The sequence below is a fragment of the Microbacterium wangchenii genome (genome assembly GCF_004564355.1).
Taxonomy (GTDB): domain Bacteria; phylum Actinomycetota; class Actinomycetes; order Actinomycetales; family Microbacteriaceae; genus Microbacterium; species Microbacterium wangchenii.
Genome location: NZ_CP038266.1, coordinates 3590670 through 3609671, shown reverse-complemented (window position 1 = coordinate 3609671; position 19002 = coordinate 3590670). Strand labels below are relative to the sequence as shown.

Genomic DNA, 19002 nt, shown 5'->3' with positions numbered 1-19002 from the left:
GGCAGCTGCCGGATTCACAGAGAGGTGCCCCATGGCATCCGATGCCGCAGCAGGTGCGCGACAGCTGCCCCTGCTCGAACTGACCGAGGTGTCCGTCAGCTACTCCGGTGGCGCCGTGCGAGCGCTCCAGAACGTCGACCTGCGGGTGTACCGCGGTCAGATCGTCGTTCTGATCGGCGTGAACGGCGCCGGTAAGACGACGGCCCTGTCCACGATCTCCGGACTCCTGCCCTTCACCGGAGGCTCGCTCGACACCGGCGCGGTCCTGTTCGAAGGTCAGGACCTGAAGTCCAAGACGGCGTCCGCGCGCGTACAGCGGGGGATCTCGATGGTCATGGAGGGGCGACGTACCTTCCCGGACCTGACCGTCGAGGAGAACCTCAGCGCCGGCGGCTTCACCAGGACGTTGGCGGAGGCGAAAGAGAGCCGTGAGCGCGTCTACGGGATGTTCCCGATCCTGGCCGAACGGCGCAAGCAGCTCGCCGGCCTGATGTCCGGCGGTGAGCAGCAGATGCTCGCCATCGGGCGGGCGCTCATGCAGCGTCCCACGCTGCTCATGCTCGACGAACCGTCGCTGGGGCTCGCGCCGCTCATCGTGGAACAGATCAAGGACTACATCGTCGAGATCAACGCCCAGGGGACCAGCGTCCTCCTGATCGAGCAGAACGCCGCGATGGCGCTGTCGATCGCCGATTACGCCTACGTCCTCGATGGGAAATCCGTCGCGCGGCAGGGAACCGGCGCCGATCTGCTGGCGGATCCGGTGGTGCAGGAGCTGTATCTGGGTGTCGCCGGCGAAGGTCGGCGTTCCTTCCGTGTGGCCTACGAGGAGCGCAAGAGAGGTCGGATCCGATGAGTGGAGCATTGCTGAGCGCCCAGGATGTGACCGTCAGATTCGGTGGCGTCACGGCGGTCGACCAGGTCAGCTTCGACGTCGAGAGGGGGGAGCTGTTCGCGATCATCGGGCCCAACGGCGCAGGAAAGACGACTCTGTTCAACTGCCTCAGCGGGCTCGTGAGCTACTCGGGCGAGATCCGCTTCGACGGCACACCCCTGACGGGCCAGCGGGCGGATCAGATCGCGCAGCACGGTATCGCCCGGACCTTCCAGAACCTGGGCCTGTTCTCCAGCATGACGGTGCTCGAGAACGTGCTCGTCGGTCGAGCCAGCAAGATCGGCGCAGGAATCCCGGCCGGTCTGGCATGGTTCGGCAAGGCCCGCCGCGATGAGATCGACGCGCGCCAGCACGCCTACGAGGTGCTGGATGTCATGGGGATGGCCGACCTCGCCCACACGCCCATCAAGAGCCTGCCCTACGGCACGCGCAAACGGATCGAATTGGCGAAGGCGGCTGTCGTCGCACCGCAGCTGCTGCTGCTCGACGAACCGGTTGCCGGGCTGAACCACGCCGAGACGGACGAGTTGATCGGAGCGGTGCTCGAGCTGAAGGAAGCGATGGGCTTGACCATCGTGCTCATCGAGCACGACACCTTCCTGGTGATGGATGTGGCGGACCGGGTGCTCGCCCTCAATTTCGGTCAGGCGATCGGACTGGGCACCCCCGCGGAGACGCAGGCCAACCCGCGCGTCGTGGAGGCATATCTGGGCGCCGCCGCCGCCGGCGACGCGTCGGCCGTGAAAACGACGAAGGGAGGCGAAGGCTGATGGACACCTTCGTCCAGATCCTCATTTCGGGCATCGCGCTCGGGTTCCTCTATGCGCTGGTGTCGCTCAGCTTCGTCGTGCTGCTGAAGGCCACCGGGCACTTCAACCTGCTGCCGGGGTCGTTCGTGCTCCTCGGCGCCTACACGCTGTTCCAGTTCCATCAGAACTTCGGCATCAACTTCTGGCTCTCGCTGCTGATCGCGATCGTCCTGGTCACGGCGCTGGGGCTCGCCATCCACTATGTGATCTTCCAGCGGATCGACCGCACCGCCGACCAGCATGCCGCCGGCCTGGCGATCCTTCTCGTCACGATCGGCCTGCTGAGCCTCAGCCAGGCGACGGCGGTGTCGTCCTGGGGGGCGGAAGTGCTCCTCCTGGGCGACCCGTGGGGCCTGAACACCCTCCGGCTCGGCGCCATCAACGTGCCGATGCGCGACATCTGGGTGATCGTCCTGAGCATCGCCGTCCTCATCATCTTCTGGCTGGTCATCCAGCACACTCGCGTGGGAGTGGGGATGCGCGCCATTGCGAGCGACAGTCAGGCGGCATTCGTTCAGGGCATCAGCCCGCGGAAGGTGGCGCCGTACGCATGGCTCATGAGCGCCGGCGCCGCGGTCATCGCGGGAGTCCTCATGGCGACGGAGGCCGGCGGGGGGCTGCGCCCGACGCTGGATGTCGTCGCCTTCACCGCGCTGCCGGCTCTCATCCTGGGCGGCATCCGATCCCTCCCCGGTTGCGTCGCCGGTGGGCTCGTGCTCGGGGTGCTGCAGCAACTGGCCAACGGGTACGCCCCGGCGGCCTTCGGTCAGCACTTCGCGACCGTGCTGCCCTGGATCATCATGATCATCGTTCTTCTCGTCCGTCCCAGTGGCCTGTTCGCCACACGTGAGTTCCGGAGGGCTTGATATGGCCACCTTGGCAAGCACCGGCACCCTTCGGACGCAGGGTGTGTTCGACGATCGCATCCGGCGTGAAGTGCGGATATTCCAGTCACCCGTCACCAGGTACGGAGCGGTGCTCCTGACCCTGCTCGCCGTGGTCCTGCCCCTGAGTACCGCCGATTCCTTCCTGCTGTCACTCGGCATCACCGTCGGCTTCTTCTCCATCGCCGCGATCGGTCTGAACGTGCTGAACGGCTATGCGGGTCAGATCAACATGGGGCAGCCGTTCTTCCTCGCGATCGGCGCCTTCACGGCGGTGGGGTTCGGGTCGATCATGGACCTGCCCCTGCCTCTCTGGCTGCTCGCGGTCGTGGTGGTGGGAGCCGTGTCGGGAGCGCTGGTCGCGCCCCTGGCGCTGCGGCTGAAGGGCGTCTATCAGATCGTCCTGAGCCTCGGCCTGATCTTCATCGGCCAGTACATCTTCGTGAACTGGAGCGACCTCACCGGGGGCGTGGCCGGGCGCAGGGCCGCAGTGAACCTCTCGGTCGGGCCGCTGGATTTCGCAGCGCTGCAGGTCGGCGGTATGACCTACAACTACCAGCAGGGCCTGTTCATGCTCGTGTGGCTGTTCGTCGCGCTGTGCATGTTCCTCGTCCATCTGCTGATGAAGTCCCCCGGTGGCCGCCACATCGTGGCCCTGCGGGATGCGGACCTCCCCGCGCGCGTCGCGGGTATCAACCCGGTGCGCTCGATGGTCGGCGCGTACGCCATCTCCAGCGCGATGGGCGCCCTCGGCGGTGCGTTCTACGTCGCTCAGCTGCGCTTCGTCAGTCCGGAGCAGTTCAACCTCGCCATGGGGCTGAACTTCATCATCATCGTCACGGTGGGCGGACTGGCCACCGCGTGGGGGCCGGTCGTGGGGAGCCTGATCATCTGCTCGATCCCCGTCCTGGCCAGCCGATACGCCGAGTTCATCCCCTTCCTCAAGGCCAACTCGTCGACACCCGATGGGACGTGGGGCATTCCGGTGGGACAGTTCCCCGTCGTGCTGTACGGCGTGCTCCTGGTCCTCATCCTGATGTTCGAGCCGCGAGGACTCACACACCTCCTCAAGGTCTTCGGCCTGTGGCTCACGCGGCCGCTGCGGCGCCGTCGGACCGCATCCTCCGGAGAGGGAACCGCATGAGCCGGTTCGCCGGTCGCGTCGCCTTCATCACGGGTGCGGCGTCGGGCGCGGGTTTCGGCCAGGCGCTCGTGTTCGGCCGTGCCGGTGCGCGCATCGCCGTGGCGGATGTGCGGGAGACTGCCGTCGACGACGCCGTCACCCGATTGCGCGCAGAGGGGATCGAGGCCTGGGGGGCTCCCCTGGACGTCACCGACCGGGCGGCCTATGCCGCGACCGCGGACGCCGTGGAGTCGCACTTCGGCGACCCGGTCACGCTGCTCTTCAACACGGCGGGCGTGAACGGCTTCGGATCGGCCGAAACCCTCACGTTCGCCGACTACGACTGGCTCCTCGGGGTGAACCTCGGCGGGGTGGTGAACGGCATGGTCACCTTCGTCCCGCGGATGATCGAGGCCGGGCAGGGCGGGCACGTCGCGTCGGTGGCCTCTGTCGGAGGGTTCGAGGGCGGTCTCATGACCGCTCCGTACTCCGCGGCCAAAGCGGGGGTCATCAGCCTCATGGAGAGCTACGCGCAGGTGCTGCCCCGGCATGGCATCGGTGTGACCGTGTTGTGTCCGGCGAACATCCGGTCCAACATCGCGACGTCCCACGAGCTTCGCCCCGACGCCGGAGTGGACACGGGCATCCGCACCGACCAGCGAATCGTCTCGGCGCTGACGGAGGTGTACCGGCACGGCATGGATCCCGAAGCCCTGGCCTTGCACCTCAAGCGCGCGATGGAAGCCGGCGAGCTCTACGCCATCCCCTATCCCGAGGTGCGCGAGGACCTGGAGCGGAAGTTCGGCAGCGTGCTGGACGCGGTCCCCGTCGTCGACGACCTCACTCCCGGCGGTGCGGCAGCGCGGACCGAAGCGCTGCAGCAGTTCCGCCGAGCGGCCGCCGAGGGCGGGGGTTCGTCCTCGAAGTAGGATCATCACAGGCGCGCCCCGGCGCGCACCGTGTCGACAAAGGAGCTGACATGGCGTTCGCTGACGCACCTTCCCGACTGAGCGATGCCGCGCGATTCGACAGTGCCCTGCGGGCGCGCGTGCGGCAGGCGCGAAAGGAATTCCTCTCCGGAGCGACCCGGCCCGACCTGCGCGGGGTGAGCTCGGAGATCTACACCTCCTGGGTCCGCTCGCGCGAACTGGGTGTGGACGCCGCCAGCACCGCCGTCCCCCTCAATCCGCTCTCCGTGACGCGCGCGCGCCGCCTGGTCGACGCGGCGACGCCGGTGATGAAGAACCTCGCCGACCAGTGCCGGGACTCCGACGCATGGGGGATGCTGCTGGATCGCGAGTGCGTCCAGGTCTTCCCCCTCGTCGGCGACGCGCGGGTCGTGCGGGAGGGAGAGCAGCGCGGCGGCGGTCTCGGCGCGACGTTCCAGGAAGCCGTCGTGGGGACCAACGGTGCGGGGATCTCGGTGGAACGGCTGGAGAGTTTCCTCGTCGTCGGCGAGGAGCACTTCCGTGAGGCCGAGCACAACCTCGCCTCGGTGGGCGTTCCCCTGCGGGATCCGTACGGCCGGATGGCGGGTGTGCTGCTCATGTGCCAGCGGTTGTCGTCGGCCAACCACATGATCGTGCCGTACACGCAGACGCTCGCCGTCGCCATCGAAAAGCAGCTCGCCCTGGCCACCAGCGGGGACGAACGCGCCCTGTTCGAGGCGTTCGCCCGCCACTCCCGGCGACCGTCGCTGGCCGTGGTCGGCATCAGCGAAGACGTGTACATCGCGAACAACGCCGCTCAGCAGCTCCTCCGCGACGGCGCGGAGACCGACGCGTTGCGTGAGGCCGTCCTCGCCGTGGCGGACGCCGGCCGGTCGCGGCTGATGACGCTCACCTTCGAGGAGGAGCGGTACCGGGTGCACTGCCGGATCGTGCAGCTCTCGGCGGGCAGGAACGGCGTGGTGGCCTCGCTCAGCCGGGTCGCCGCGCCCCCGGTCCTGGCACCCGGGAGGCGGTTCGAGCCCCCGGCGCCGGCGGCCGATCCGGTCGCGCGGGCGAAGGAGCTGGGGTTCCCCGTCCTCGTCACCGGCGAGCCCGGATCGGGGAGGGCGCACCGCGTGCGCTCCGTCGCATCCGTGGTCGAGCTGGATGCCGCGGCCGCCGCGACCGGCGGCGCCGCCTGGATGGCTCAGTGCCGCGAGCTGCTCAGCCGCGGGGACGTGCTGATCCGGCACCTCGACGCCCTGCCGCCGACGCTGCGCCCCGGCGTCCTGGAACTCATCAGGGCTGGTGCGCACTGGGTGGCGGCGACGGTGGAATCGGTCTCCCCCGACTTCGAGGCGACCTTCCCGGTGACGGTCGCGGTCCTCCCGCTGCGGGAACGGACGGCGGATCTGCCCGCCCTCGTGGAGGCTCTCCTCGCCGATCTCGGCGCGGCGCGCACCCGCCGTACCCCGGAGGTCATGAGCATCCTGGCGCGGTATCCCTGGCCGGGGAATGTGGCGCAGCTGCGGCGCCTTCTGGCCGGCATCCTGGTGCGGCTCGAGGGCGACACCATCTCCATCGACGACCTGCCGCGCGAGATCGCCAGCAGTGGACGGCGGAACACGGGGGAGGGGCTGCTCGCCCGGACCGAACGGGAGCTGGTCTTCGACGCCCTCCGCGAGGCGAACTGGAACCGCGACGCCGCGGCGAAGACGCTCGGCATCTCGCGCGCGACGATGTACCGGCGAATCCGCCAGTTCGGGTTTCAGATCCCCAGCAGTCGCTGAGCGGCCCGGTCAGACGGCCCCGCCGTGCGCGGCGATGACCGCCTTGGCCCCTTCCTTGACGAACTCCACCTGCTCGCAGGCGATGCGCTGCGCGGCGGAGACGTCACGCTGCTCGAGTGCTGCGGTCAGGCGCGGGACGAAGGTGGGGCCGAGCTGGCGCTCCCAATCGCCCGCCTCGTACGTCTCCCGCCACACCGTCGTCACATTGAGGGCACGGAAGCTCGCGGTCAGCTTGCGGGAACCCGCGAGATCGACGATTGCGGCGTGATAGTCCAGATTGAGCTCGAGGAACTGTTCCAGTGTCTCGGCGGACGTGGGGACGGCAGCGAGCACCTGGTCGCTGAGCCGGCGGATGCGGTCGAGCTGCTCGTCCGACGCGCCGGTGAGGTACCGCTCGATGACTCCCGTCGCGATGGTGAGGCGATCACCGTAGAGCTTGTCCACGAGCATGGGGGTCATCGCGATGGGTACGTAATGACCGCCCTCGCGTTTCTCGACGAGGGATTCCGTGGCCAGCCGGAGGAGGGCATGGTCCACGAGCTTCGGCTCGAGGCGGAGGGAGGACGCGACCGCCGAGACGTCGATCGTCTCCCCCAGGGGTGTGCGCCGGTGCAGCACCCACTCCCGGGTCCCTTCGTACGCGGCGGTCTCCAGGGCGCTCTCGAGGTTGCCGAAGGTCCCGCGGTAGTAAGCGAGGGGCTCGCCGTCCTGTGCCTCGGCCGCGACGACCCGGCCGAGGAAGATGGTGTGCGTTCCTCCGACGGCCGTCTCATCCACCACGCACTCGATGGAGGCGAGCGCGCCGGCCAGCAGCGGGAGGCCGCGCGGGCTGATCGTGTGCCCGACGCCGGCGAACTTGTCATCGCCCTTCCGTGCGAAGGTGCGGGCGAGATCGCCCTGGGCGGCGGAGAGGATATTGATCGCGTATCGACCGGACCGCGCCACGGCGTCATGGGTCACACTCGAACGATTGAGGCAGATGAGCATCATCGGCGGGTCCGAGGAGAGGGACGACACCGCCGAGACGGTGGTGCCGAACAGGTCGTCACCATCAGCGGTCGTGATGACCGTCACGCCCGAGGCGAAGTGGCCGACGACGTTGCGGAAGACGTTCTCCTCCACGACGGGAAGCCCCAGATCGATCCCGTAGCGGACGTTTCCCGCATGCTCGTTCCCCATGGGATTCCTTCCTCCGTGAAGCACCTGTCACGACCGTAATCCGCTCGCCTCCGCCACCCGGGTCTCACGGTGAGACAGCCCGATGACCGGCGCCGCTGGCAGAATCGCGCCGAAGGGGAGGGGAGGAACCGATGGTGGAATTCGCGGAATCGCGGCCGCAGACCGGTGCGGACTACCTCGACAGCCTGCGCGACGAGCGCGTCGTCTGGCTGCGCGGCGATCGCGTGGCCGATGTCACCGCTCACCCGGCGTTCGCGCAGACCGCACGCACGGTGGCCGGTCTGTACGACGCGCTGCACGACGGGTCGACCCCGCTGCTGCCTACCGACACGGGACGCGGAGGGCAGACACACCCGTTCTTCCTCGCGGCGCGCTCGCCGGAGCACCTGGTCGCCTCTCGCAACGCCATCCGCGCCTGGGCGAGACGCACATACGGCTGGATGGGGCGCACCCCTGACTACAAGGCGGCATTCCTGGGGTCGCTGGGCGCGACCCAGGACTGGTACGGGGAATACGCCCCCAACGCGCAGAGGTGGTATCGCCACGCGCAGGAGCACGTCTCGTTCTTCGGGCACGCCATCGTCGATCCGCCCGTGGACCGGCACCTCCCCCCGGACGAGATCGGCGACATCGCGGTGCACGCGGTGCGGGAGACGGATGCCGGCGTCGTCGTGTCCGGCGCGAAGGTGGTCGCGACGGGGGCGGTGGGCGCGCAGTTCGCCCTCATCGCGCCGACGGGGGCAGCGTTACGAGACCCGGCATTCGCCATAGTGGCCGTGGTCCCGATCTCCGCACCCGGGGTCACGCTGCTGGCCCGCACGTCGTACGCGGAAGCCGCGTCGGCGACCGGGAGCCCGTTCGACTACCCGCTCACCAGTCGGTTCGACGAGAACGACGCGATCCTGGTGCTCGATCGGGTCCTCATCCCTTGGGAGGACCTGCTGGTCTACCGCGACCTCGATCGCGCCCGCTCGTTCACGGGGGTCGCCGGTTTCCCCTCCCGGCTGGCGCTGCACGGCGCGACGCGACTGGGGGTGAAGTTCGACTTCCTCGCCGGCCTCCTGCTGAAGGCGCTGGAAGCGACCGGCACGGGGGATTTCCGGGGGGTGCGCACGAGGGTCGGTGAGGTGCTCGCGTGGCGGAGCATGGTCAATGCCCTCACCGACGCGATGGTGCTCGACCCGCGTCGCGGGGAGGACGGAACCTGGTCGCCGCAGGCGGATGCCGTGGACGCCTATCGGTGGCTCAGTACCATCGCGTACCCGCGCGTGCGGGAGATCGTGCTGCAGGACCTGGGATCGGCTCTGATCTATCTGCCTTCCCACGCCAGCGACTTCGATGTCCCCGAGCTGGCGCCTTCGTTGAGACGGTACCTTCGCGGATCGGAGGGGGTGACCGCCGAAGCGCGCGTCAAGACGATGAAGATGCTCTGGGATGCCGTCGGAACGGAGTTCGCGGGCCGCCACGACCTCTACGAGCGGACGTTCCAGGGCAATCACGAAGGGCTGCGCCTCGTGGTGTACGGCGATCACGAGAGCTCGGGGCGAAGCGACCGACTGCGCGCGTTCGCCGAGGAGGCGCTGGGAGATTACGACCGCGGCGGCTGGCTGCCAGGCGGCGCCGGCCAGATGCCGTAACGACCGGGGCTGATCACCCCTGCAGGATCGATCGCATCTTTGATGCGGGTCACGAACCGCCGATAGGCGTGATCGTTCCACGACATGAACCCGGCGACGTCCTCCATGAAGTCCAGATGGGCGCGGTATTCGCTGTACCCCCTGGCGGCCAGCTCCGCCACCAGCTCGCGCGCCGTGGCATAGGCGGCGCGGGCCTGCTCCGGATCGCGCGGGTCGAAATTGATCGAGGACACGAGGGCGCAGGACCGCTCGTTCACGACGAGGATCCCGGCTTTGTAGTTCAATCCGGTGCGCTGCTCGATGATGTCGCGCACGAGATCGACGACCTCCATCACGCGCTCGCCCACCATCGGGACGATCGGAGCGATCCCGATGTGGCCGAAACCTTCGCCCTTGTGTTTGATGACATCCAGATTCGGCACGCCCGCGGTGATGCGATCGGAGATCGACGCGATCCGGGCGTACTCGTCGGGGGCGTAGATCCCCTGGACGGTCAGGGTGGCGCCAGGGATCCGTTGCCATGCCTCCCGGACCTGACGAACCTGCAGGTCCACCTCCTCCCGCGACCCCCACAGGGCACTGCGGAGATACCAGCGGCCCAACCCGGTCTCCTCGGCGATCCGCTGGACGTCGTCCTCGGGAAGAAACCCCTTCTCGGCGCGCGCGATGACGTCGGTCACCCCGGTCATTGTTGCCGCCATGAGCGTGTTGTAGAGACTCGGGACCCCGCGCAGCCGGTTGGCGAGGCGCAGTTCTCGGACCGTGTCGATCGCACGCGGAAGATCCCCGTCGGCGGCGACGGTGAGCAGCAGCGGCGTGTAGGCCTCCGGCGAGGGCATGAGCCACACCCCCATCCGGACCACGATGCCGAAGTTCGACTGGATGAAGAATGGATCGAGGGTGGGGCCGACGCCGCGCTTGTACGTGTGCCACGCGGGGTTGTCGGGCATCGCGCCCATTCCGGTCCGCAGGAGCGACGCATCTGGCAGGACCACCTCCATCCCGCACGGGGCCTGGAAGTCCGCGCCGTAGGGAAGGTAGGTCACCCCGTTGTCGAGGGAGTTGCCGACAACACTGCCCCAACCCAGGTCAGGCACCGACACCTGGAGCCGGGATCCGCGCGCGCGAAGCTCGTCGTACAGGTCGAACCACCGCACACCGGGCTCGACGACCGCATAGGCCAGCTCCTCATTGATCTCCAGAACCCGGTTCATCCGCCGCAGGCTGAGGGAGATGGAGCCGCCGACGCGAGGCGAAGACCCGCCGTAGCCGTTGTTGCGACCCTGGGAATGGGTGGCCAGAGGCACGCCCGTCTCGAGGGCCAGCCGCACGATGTCCTGCACCTGCTCGGTCGTCTCGGGGTGGACGGCGACGCCGGCGGTGTAGGTTTCGTCGCCCGGGATCCAGTACGGGTCGCGCAACGGCCACTCGCGGTCGGACATCAGATCGTCCTGCGCCGTCACCGCGTCGGCTCCGACGATCGCAATCAGTCGCCGGACGATATCCGGGGTGACTCCCGGCCCAGATCGCTCCGTCGGTGTTGTGGTCATCGGTGTCCTCCGGATCGGCCGTCAGGTGCGCGGCGGGCGCGCTCGATTGACAGGATCCGAGACCGCCCGGCGGATGCGGGCACCGTCTGCGCAGATGATCACCTCGCCTGCGCGACTGTGATAGCAACGAGGAAGGCGGACGACCGCCGACGGAGGCGGATATGGCGACGGAGCTGGACCTTGTGACGCGGAGCTTCCCGGAGTGGGCGACGCACTTCCCGGTGATCCGCCGCGGCGCCGGGTGGGTCGGTGACGGCCTGGCGGACGGATTCGAGGGCGTGGTGACCCGGCGGGTGGTCGACGACACATCCATCGCGATTCTGCGGGTGCGTGCGCACCCGCACGCCATCGTGCGTTCGGCCGACCAGGTGCGCGCGGGTGAGGGGAACGTCGTGCTGGCCGTCGTCCAGCTGTCGGGGAGCAGCCGATTGACCACGGAGAACGGCACTCGGACGCTCCGCCCCGGTGATCATCTGGTCTCGTCCTGGGGTGTGCCGTCCTCGTGGGAGTTCGACGCCGAGTTCGCTCTCTTCGTCGCACGGCTGCCGGGGGAGGATCTCCGGGCTGCGCTGGTGCGGCCGAACGTGCCCTTCGGCGAGCCCTTGGCGTCCCGGGAGGGCGTCGGTCCGGTTCTGCTGGCCTTCGTTCGCGCGCTCGCCCAGGACATGAACCTGCTCCGCGGGCCGACGGCGCCGCTCGTGGTGCGGTGCCTCGTCGGCATGTTCGAGGCGAGCCTGCTCGCCGCAGCGCCGCCGGTAGGCCCCGGCGGGTTGACCGACGTGTACAGCCGCGCCGTGCGCAGGATCGAAGACCGGATCGCGGACCCCCACCTGGGTGTCGACGCGCTGGCGGGCGCTCTGTCGGTGTCGCGGCGGCAGGTGCAGGCGGCTTTCACCGCGCACGGGACGAGCGTCACGCAGTCGGTTCGGACCCGACGCCTCGAGCGCGCTCGCGCGGCGCTCGCCCGGACATCGGCGTCGGAGCGGGGGGTTGCTCAGATCGCCGCCGATTGCGGCTTCCGCCACCCCGCACACTTCTCCCGACAGTTCCGGGCCGCCTTCGGCATGTCGCCCACCGAATGGCGGGCGCAGGCGCTCGGTCTCTGACGGCCAGGCGCGTCTCACAGTGAGACGCGCCCGGCGTGCCATTCCGGGTGAGGCTGGTCAGGGTCGCGCAGAGCAGCGCTGCCGGGAAGGAGCGCACGGTGCAGGACTTCGCAGGTCGGGTGGCGGTGATCACCGGCGGGGCGTCCGGGGTCGGGTTCGGCCAGGCGCAGGTGTTCGGTGATCTCGGCTGCAAAGTGGCGATCGTCGACGTGCGCCAGGAAGCATTGGAGACCGCGGCGGAAACGCTCCGGTCGCGCGGCATCACGGTGCACCCGGTACGGCTGGACATCCGTGACCGTGAGGCCTGGGAGCGCGCGGCGGACGACATCGAGGACGGATTGGGCGCTCCTGCGTCGCTCCTGTTCAACACGGCGGGGGTGAACGGCTTCGGTCCGCTGGAGAAGGCCACCTACGCCGACTTCGACTGGATCCTCGGCGTCAATTTCGGCGGGATGGTCAACGGCATCCAGACGCTGCTCCCTCGCATGCTCGCGCATGGCGCCGGAGGACACATCGTCTCGGTCGCATCCATGGCCGGCTTCCAGGGGAGCCCCAGCGCCGCAATCTACGCCGCCTCGAAGGCCGCCGTCATCAACCTCATGGAGAGCTACGCTCTGACCCTCCCGGCCCAGGGAATCGGGGTAAGCCTCCTGTGCCCGGCGAGCGTCCGTTCCGACATCGCACACACGCTGGATCGCCGGCCCGCGGAACTGGCCTCGGGGTCGAGCTTCATCGCCGACGAGCGCTTCGTGGAGTTGCAGCGCCGACTGTACGCGGGCGGGATGGATCCGGTGGAGCTCGCCCAGCACGTGCGCGATGCGATCGTGGCCGACCGGTTCTGGGTGCTGCCGTTCCCGGAGACCCGTGAGGGCCTGCGTGCGCACTTCGACAGCATCCTGGCCGCGTACGACGACTGCGTCACCGACCCGGATGCGGCCGCCGAGCGCGCCCGAGCCTTCGACGAGTACCGCGCCCAGTCCGCGCGCCTGCGCGAGTCCTGATCCACACCCCAAGGAGAACGCCCATGCCTGTCGTCCCCCTCACCGAAATCGTCGGCCGCTCGTTCGCAGAGCGCTACGGCGTCCCGGCGGTCAACATCTTCAACGACCTGACGCTCGAGGCGGTTCTCGCCGGAGCGGTGCAGGCGCAGTCGCCGGTCATCGTCCAGACCTCCGTCAAGACGGTGCGGAGCCTGGGCGCGAGCTTCATCAAGGCGATGTGGGACGACCTCACCCGCGACATCCCGGTGCCGGTCTCGCTGCACCTGGATCACTGCCCTGACCGTGATGTCATCACGACGTGCCTTCAGCACGGCTGGAACTCGGTGCTCTTCGACGCCTCCGAACTGCCCGTCGAGGAGAACCAGCGACAGACCATCGAGGTCGTCGCCGAAGCGCGCCGCTTCGGGGCCCACGTGGAGGGTGAGATCGAGTCCATCCAGGGCGTGGAGGACGATCACGGCTCCGACGAGGAGAGCCGGCGACAGAGCCTCGAGGTGCAGCTCGCGTTCCTCGAGGCGACGGGGGTCGACGTGTTCGCGCCGGCGATCGGCAACGCGCACGGCGCCTACAAGAGCACACCGGTGCTCGACGGTGAGCGCATCACGCAGATCGTCGAGAGCCACCCCGTCCCCATCGCGCTGCACGGGGGAAGCGGTCTGAGCGACGATCAGTTCCGCGACCTGATCGCGCGGGGGTGCGCCAAGGTCAACATCTCCACGGCGCTGAAGGAGCGATTCATGCGAGCAGAGCTGGACTTCCTCACGCGCGCGCAGGCCGCCGGCACGTGGGATCCGCCGTCGCTGTTCCGGCACACGCGCCAGGAGGTCGTCGATCTCGTGGTCGGTCTGTGCGACACCTTCGGCAGTGCGGGGAAGGCCTGACATGCCTGCGCTGATCTTCGACTGCGACGGCGTGCTCGCCGACACGGAGATGCACGGACATCTGCCGGCGTTCAACCAGACGTTCCGCGAATTCGGGGTCCCCATCGAGTGGTCGACGGCGGTCTATGGCGAGAAGGTCCGCATCGGGGGCGGTAAGGAGCGCATGCGGAGCGAGTTCACGCCCGAACTGGCTGCACGCTGGGCGGAGTTTCCGGCGGATGCGGCGGCGCAGGACGAGCTCATCGCCGCCATGCATCGTCGCAAGACCGACCTGTACACGGCGCTCATCGCTGAGGGGCGTATCGATCCGCGTCCCGGTGTGGAGCGTCTCGCCCGCGAGGCTCACGCGGAGGGGTGGGCGCTCGCGGTCGCGTCGACCTCAGCGGAGCCGTCGGTCCGGGCTGTGCTGGCACGTGCCGTCGGAGAAGACCTGGCGGCAGAGTTCCGCGTGTTCGCCGGCGACGTCGTTCCCCGCAAGAAGCCGGCGCCGGACATCTACCTGCATGCCCTCGCCGAACTGGGCATCGGAGCGTCGGACGCCGTCGTGATCGAGGACAGTGCCATCGGTCTGCGTGCCGCCGGTGGGGCGGGGATCGCGACGATCGTGACCAAGAGCGCCTACACCGGTGGCGAGGACTTCGCGGGGGCGTCCCTCGTCCTGGAAGACCTGGCCGCGACGACCCTGACAGACATCGAACACGTGCGGGCCCGCGGGATCGCACACACGACGGAGGAATCATGAGCGCCGCAGACGTCAATGTGACGCGGTTCGTGCTGGAGACGGTCGCCGCCGAGATCGTCGAGAAGGAGACCTACTTCGGCGATCTGGACGCCGTGGTGGGAGACGGGGACTTCGGCTTCTCCCTCGCGCGCGGGTTCGAGAAGGTTCTGGAGGACTTGCCGGACTACCCCACGCAGAGCGTCGCGGCGATGATCCAAGCAGCCGCCATGACCATCTCCAGCCGGGTCGGCGGCACCTCCGGTCCGATCTGGGGAACGGGATTCCTCCGCGCGGCGATGACCGCCAAGACGGCTGAGAGCCTGGATGGCGCGACGGTCGTGTCGATGCTCCGCGCCGCCGCCGAGGGCATCCAGGCCCGCGGGAAGGCGGAGCTGGGGGACAAGACCCTCCTGGACGCTCTGGTCCCCGCCACGGATGCACTCGAAGAGGCCGTCGCCGCCGGTGCCGACTCCTCCGCTGCCGTGCAGCGCTTCGCCCAGGAGATGAGGGCGGCCGCGGAGCGGACGACGCAGCTGCAGGCGCGGCGCGGCCGCGCGAGCTACTCGGGCGAGCGCAGCATCGGGTCGCCCGATGCCGGCGCAGTGGCCCTGGCCGTCCTCGCCGAGCGCGTCGCCGACAGGTGGCCCGAGCGTCAGGGCGGCGACGCGTCCCCACGAAAGGAATGACATGAAGAAGTTCGTCAACGACCCGAAAGACTTCGTCGCCGAGATGCTGCAGGGGCTGGCCCTGGCCAATCCCGACACGCTCGTCTACGTCCCCGAGTACAACCTGATCCACCGCAGCGATGCCCCCAGCGACGAGCGCGTGACGATCATCCAGGGGTCCGGCTCCGGCCATGAGCCCGCGCACGTGATGACCGTGGGCCCCGGCATGCTGACCGCCGCGTGCCCGGGAGACGTTTTCGCGGCCCCGCCCGTGGACTACGTCTACGAGACCATCAAGCGGCTCGCCTCGAGCAAGGGCGTCCTCCTCATCGTGAACAACTACACGGGGGACCGGATGGCGTTCGAGATGGCGCAGGAGATGGCGTCGGCCGAGGGGATCGACGTGCGCACCCTCTTCGTCGACGACGATGTCGCGGTGCAGGATTCGCTCTACACCGTGGGCCGCCGCGGGGTTGCCGGCAACTTCTTCGTCATGAAGGCCGTCGGAGCCGCCGCAGAAGCGGGCGCCGACCTGGACGAGCTCGTCCGCATCGGCGAGAAGGTGAATGCCGCCACGCGCACCATGGGGCTCGCGCTGACCGCATGCACTCCGCCGTCCAAGGGCGCGCCGCTGTTCGACCTCGAGCAGGACAAGGTGGAGTTCGGCGTGGGTATCCACGGGGAGCCGGGGCGCATGCGCGTCGAGCTCGCGTCCGCGAACCGGATGGTGACCGACCTCGTGGACGCGGTCGCGACCGACCTGCAGGTGTCCGGCGATGACCGGCTGGCGCTGATGATCAACGGGCTGGGCGGAACTCCGATCAGCGAGCTCTATCTCGCCTACGGCATCGCCCACCGCGCGATCACCGCCGGCGGGGCGCAGGTCACCCGATCGTATGTGGGCGAGTACTGCACATCGCTCGACATGGCCGGGTTGTCCGTGACCGCCGTCCGGGTGGACGAGGAGATCGAGAAGCTCCTGGCCGCCCCCGCGGAGATCGCCGTCCGCGTCTTCTGACCGACCTCGTCCGTCCCCCGGTTCGACTCGAGCCGGGGGACGAACGCGTCCTCCCGCCGATCGTCCTCAGGCCTGCGCCGTTGCGGCGAGCCGCCACAGGTCGCCAGGAAGCGTGCCGGCGGTCGCGACCGTGACCGCGCGCGCGGATGCGGCGGCCGGCTCCAGGTGCGCGACGCAGCCGTGGGCCGCCTCGATCCGCACCGCGACGCCGTGCGGGCTCAGGACCGCCATCATGGCGTCGACGATCTGCTGGCCGAGGCGTTCCTGCAGCTGCGGGCGCCGGGAGGCCGCGTCGACGAGGCGGGCGACGCGGCTCAGCCCGGCGATGTGACGGGAGGGTGCGTAGAACACGTCGACGGTGCCCTCGAAGGGCAGGAGGTGGTGCTCGCACACCGACCGGAACGGGATGCCGGTGACACCGACGAGTTCGCCGGGCTGTTCGTTCTCGGTGAGGGCGACGGGGGCACCGAGGGCCGACGCGGGGTCGCGCCCGATGCCGGAGAACAGCTCGAGGTAGAGGTCGGCCACGCGCTCGGGCGTGCGCATGAGGCCGAGCCGCTCGACGTCTTCGCCGACGGCCGAGAGCAGCTCGCGGACCGCGGCGACGGCGCGCTCGCGATCCACGGCGGGAGCGGCGTCCGCCGTCCGAGGTGCCGTGGTCATCCGGCCGTTCCTTCCAGGCGGTCCACGAGTGCGAGCCCGCGGCGCGCCCACGCGATCTCGCCGCGCGCGCGCTCCACGAGGCCTTCGTAGGCGAAGCGCTTGTAGGCGATCGTACGTTCGCGGTCCTCGTCGGCAGTGACGGCCAGGCGGCGCAGCAGCATGGGGTTGTCGACTGCGTCGATGCGGCGCAGCTCGCCCTCCCACTGCTCCAGTTCGCCGCTCCACTGCGCGATGTGGGCCTGCAGGAACGCGCGGGCCTGGTCGGGTGTGGCGGCTTCCAGATACGCGGCGCGCAGGTGGGCGGGGTCGCGGACGCGCTGATACTCGAGGGGCGAGGCCATCCAGTCCAGGAACGCCTGATGCCCGGCGGGGGTCACGTGGTACATGCGGCGCGTGCCGCGTTCCCCGCGGGTCTGCTCTTCGCCGCGGATGAGGCCCTCGGCCTCCATCTTCCGCAGTTCGGGGTAGATCTGGGAGTCGGGGGCGTGCCACACGTGACCCACCGACACGGCGAACTGCTTCTGCAGGTCGTAGCCGGATTGCGGGCCCACCCGCACGAGCGCGAGCAGTGCGTAACGCAGGCTCATCGGTCCTCCTCCTCAGACGTGCGGTCGATCGACGCGGGCCCGTGCCGAGGCGACGGGCGGATGCGGCGGCCAGGGAAAGCGAGGGGCCCGGGCGCACGCGCCCGGGCCCCTCGTGTCATGCGGGGTTCAGGCCTGGTAGCCCGTGCGCCATCCGCCCTGGTACGTCTGCCGCGCCACGGTGGAGTAGGGCACGGGGCTGACCACGACGCGGACCTCGGTCTGCTCGTGCGGCTCGACGGACGCCTTCGAGGAGCCGCCGTTCGGCTCGCCCCAGACGACCTTGAGCTCGGTGCCCTCGGGCACGTTGGGGTCCACGACGCCCAGCGACAGACCGCGGCGCTCGTTGGCGCTGTAGCCGGTGAACATCGAGAATCCGACGACGGTGCCGTCCGCGTCCACGACCGAGTCGTAGTTGGCCGAGCCGTAGTTGGCCAGCGGCAGGTCGAAGAACTTGTAGCTCGGGCCGTCGACGTTCAGCAGCGAGGTCCACACCTTGCCGAGGTCCTCGGCGTTCCACGCGAGGGTCACCTTCTTGCGCTGGTCGTCCTTGTTCATCTTCTCGAGCGCGTCGCGACCGATGAAGTCGTGGTCGAACTTCACGAAGGAGCCGTAGCCGAGCTCCCACGGCGTCATGTAGTAGTCCTCGATGTTGTCCGACACGAAGGAGCCGGCCAGGGTGCCGGTCGCCTCGTAGCTGTCGACGCCGAGCCACTCGCGGTACGCGCGCTCCGCCTCACCGGTGTAGATGGCCGGGAGCGGGGAGGGGATCCAGCCCGACTCCAGCGTGTTCGACGGGTAGGCGCGCGACCCGACCGGCACGAGACCGAACTCGGCGCCCGCCTCGACGATGGCGTCACGGATCTCGTCGTGCTCGGCGTACGGGCCCCAGATCTCCAGACCCGGTGCGCCGGCCATACCGTGACGGAGGGTGCGGACCTCCTTGCCGGCGATGCGCATCGTCGACATGTTGAAGAAGCCGATCTTCTCCAGCGGTCCGCCGTTGAGCTTCTCGATGACGGCCCACGCGTTCGGACCCTGGATCTGGAAGCGGTAGTACTGACGGCTCACCGCGTGCCCGTACGGGCGCGAGGGGGAGCGGCGGTCGACGGTGAGGTCGAGGTTCGAGTAGCCGCCGGTCTCGCCGTGGAACATCAGCCAGTTCGACGCGGGCGCCCGGCCGACGTACACGTACTCGTCCTCGGCCTCGCGGAACAGGATTCCGTCACCGATGACGTGGCCCGAGGCCGTGGTCGGCACGTACTGCTTGGCCTTGTTGACCGCGAAGTTCGCGACGGAGTTGATGGCGGTGTCGCTGATGAGCTTGATCGCGTCAGAGCCCTTGAGGAACACGTTGTCCATGTGGTGGGACTGGTCGTACAGCACGGCGGTGTTGCGCCACGCCTGCTGCTCCTTGATCCAGTTCTGGAAGTCCGCCGGGACGACGGGGTAGATGTAGGAGCCGATCTGCGAGTTGCGCAGCATCTCGACGGGGTTCTGCCCGTCGATCAGCTCTTGCAGGTTGTTGGCCATGGATGAACTCCTCTGTTCTCTCGGTGGACGCCTC

18 protein-coding genes are annotated in these 19002 nt (G+C 69.0%); 13 read left to right on the top strand and 5 right to left on the bottom strand.

All coding sequences use genetic code 11. The features are described from left to right. Window positions 1-31: 31 nt before the first annotated feature. Genes E4K62_RS17505 through E4K62_RS17480 form a run of 6 tightly spaced genes read left to right on the top strand, consistent with a single transcriptional unit; the run spans window position 32 to window position 6430 of the window. Window positions 32-856 (top strand): ABC transporter ATP-binding protein, encoded by an 825-nt coding sequence (locus E4K62_RS17505; protein ID WP_135070056.1) that lies wholly within the window; start codon window positions 32-34, stop codon window positions 854-856. Beyond that, window positions 853-1665 (top strand): ABC transporter ATP-binding protein, encoded by an 813-nt coding sequence (locus E4K62_RS17500; RefSeq protein ID WP_135071576.1) that lies wholly within the window; start codon window positions 853-855, stop codon window positions 1663-1665. The genes E4K62_RS17505 and E4K62_RS17500 overlap by 4 nt, the downstream gene beginning before the upstream one ends. Further along, entirely contained in the window at window positions 1665-2570 is a 906-nt protein-coding gene (locus tag E4K62_RS17495; RefSeq protein ID WP_135070053.1) for a branched-chain amino acid ABC transporter permease, read from the top strand. Before E4K62_RS17500 ends, E4K62_RS17495 begins: the two co-directional genes overlap by 1 nt. Window position 2571: 1 nt before the next feature. Then, window positions 2572-3732, top strand: a complete 1161-nt coding sequence (locus E4K62_RS17490; RefSeq protein ID WP_135070050.1) for a branched-chain amino acid ABC transporter permease — start codon at window positions 2572-2574, stop codon at window positions 3730-3732. Beyond that, the gene (locus tag E4K62_RS17485; protein ID WP_135070047.1) at window positions 3729-4640 is read left to right on the top strand and encodes an SDR family NAD(P)-dependent oxidoreductase; all 912 of its coding nucleotides are present in this window, start codon (window positions 3729-3731) and stop codon (window positions 4638-4640) included. The genes E4K62_RS17490 and E4K62_RS17485 overlap by 4 nt, the downstream gene beginning before the upstream one ends. A 50-nt stretch (window positions 4641-4690) precedes the next feature. Then, window positions 4691-6430 carry a sigma-54-dependent Fis family transcriptional regulator gene (locus tag E4K62_RS17480; protein WP_135070044.1) on the top strand — a complete coding sequence of 580 codons (1740 nt, stop codon included), beginning with the start codon at window positions 4691-4693 and terminating at the stop codon, window positions 6428-6430. Window positions 6431-6439: 9 nt separating this feature from the next. On the opposite strand, the gene E4K62_RS17475 is transcribed toward E4K62_RS17480, so the two are convergent. Further along, the gene (locus tag E4K62_RS17475; protein ID WP_135070041.1) at window positions 6440-7609 is read right to left on the bottom strand and encodes a flavin reductase; all 1170 of its coding nucleotides are present in this window, start codon (window positions 7607-7609) and stop codon (window positions 6440-6442) included. A gap of 131 nt (window positions 7610-7740) precedes the next feature. Here E4K62_RS17475 and E4K62_RS17470 point away from each other — a divergent pair, with 131 nt between their 5' ends. Further along, entirely contained in the window at window positions 7741-9246 is a 1506-nt protein-coding gene (locus E4K62_RS17470; RefSeq protein ID WP_135070036.1) for a 4-hydroxyphenylacetate 3-hydroxylase N-terminal domain-containing protein, read from the top strand. On the opposite strand, the gene E4K62_RS17465 is transcribed toward E4K62_RS17470, so the two are convergent. After that, window positions 9198-10796, bottom strand: a complete 1599-nt coding sequence (locus tag E4K62_RS17465) for an FAD-binding oxidoreductase (RefSeq protein WP_135070033.1) — start codon at window positions 10794-10796, stop codon at window positions 9198-9200. The two genes, E4K62_RS17470 and E4K62_RS17465, sit on opposite strands and share 49 nt — an antisense overlap. Before the next feature lie 161 nt (window positions 10797-10957). Here E4K62_RS17465 and E4K62_RS17460 point away from each other — a divergent pair, with 161 nt between their 5' ends. The 6 genes from E4K62_RS17460 to dhaK all read left to right on the top strand — a co-directional run bounded on the left by E4K62_RS17460 (window position 10958) and on the right by dhaK (window position 16188). Then, window positions 10958-11902, top strand: coding sequence for an AraC family transcriptional regulator (locus E4K62_RS17460; protein WP_135070030.1), 945 nt, complete (start codon window positions 10958-10960; stop codon window positions 11900-11902). Between the two features lie 98 nt (window positions 11903-12000). Continuing rightward, window positions 12001-12903 (top strand): SDR family NAD(P)-dependent oxidoreductase, encoded by a 903-nt coding sequence (locus E4K62_RS17455; RefSeq protein ID WP_167747837.1) that lies wholly within the window; start codon window positions 12001-12003, stop codon window positions 12901-12903. A gap of 23 nt (window positions 12904-12926) precedes the next feature. Beyond that, window positions 12927-13784, top strand: a complete 858-nt coding sequence (locus E4K62_RS17450; RefSeq protein WP_135070024.1) for a class II fructose-bisphosphate aldolase — start codon at window positions 12927-12929, stop codon at window positions 13782-13784. 1 nt (window position 13785) lies between these two features. After that, complete coding sequence (locus E4K62_RS17445) at window positions 13786-14526, top strand: HAD-IA family hydrolase (RefSeq protein WP_135070021.1); 741 nt, start codon at window positions 13786-13788, stop codon at window positions 14524-14526. After that, a complete protein-coding gene (gene dhaL / locus E4K62_RS17440) occupies window positions 14523-15191 on the top strand; it encodes a dihydroxyacetone kinase subunit DhaL (RefSeq protein WP_135070018.1) in 669 nt (222 codons plus the stop codon). The genes E4K62_RS17445 and dhaL overlap by 4 nt, the downstream gene beginning before the upstream one ends. 1 nt (window position 15192) lies before the next feature. Then, entirely contained in the window at window positions 15193-16188 is a 996-nt protein-coding gene (dhaK, locus tag E4K62_RS17435) for a dihydroxyacetone kinase subunit DhaK (protein ID WP_135070015.1), read from the top strand. A gap of 66 nt (window positions 16189-16254) precedes the next feature. Here dhaK and folE read toward each other — a convergent pair whose 3' ends face one another. From folE to ligM, 3 genes are all read right to left on the bottom strand, one after another. Then, on the bottom strand, window positions 16255-16851 hold the full coding sequence (gene folE / locus E4K62_RS17430; RefSeq protein ID WP_135070012.1) for a GTP cyclohydrolase I: 597 nt from the start codon (window positions 16849-16851) through the stop codon (window positions 16255-16257). Next, complete coding sequence (locus tag E4K62_RS17425) at window positions 16848-17438, bottom strand: PadR family transcriptional regulator (protein ID WP_135070009.1); 591 nt, start codon at window positions 17436-17438, stop codon at window positions 16848-16850. Before E4K62_RS17425 ends, folE begins: the two co-directional genes overlap by 4 nt. Window positions 17439-17564: 126 nt before the next feature. After that, a complete protein-coding gene (gene ligM / locus E4K62_RS17420; RefSeq protein WP_135070006.1) occupies window positions 17565-18968 on the bottom strand; it encodes a vanillate/3-O-methylgallate O-demethylase in 1404 nt (467 codons plus the stop codon). Window positions 18969-19002 lie beyond the last annotated feature (34 nt).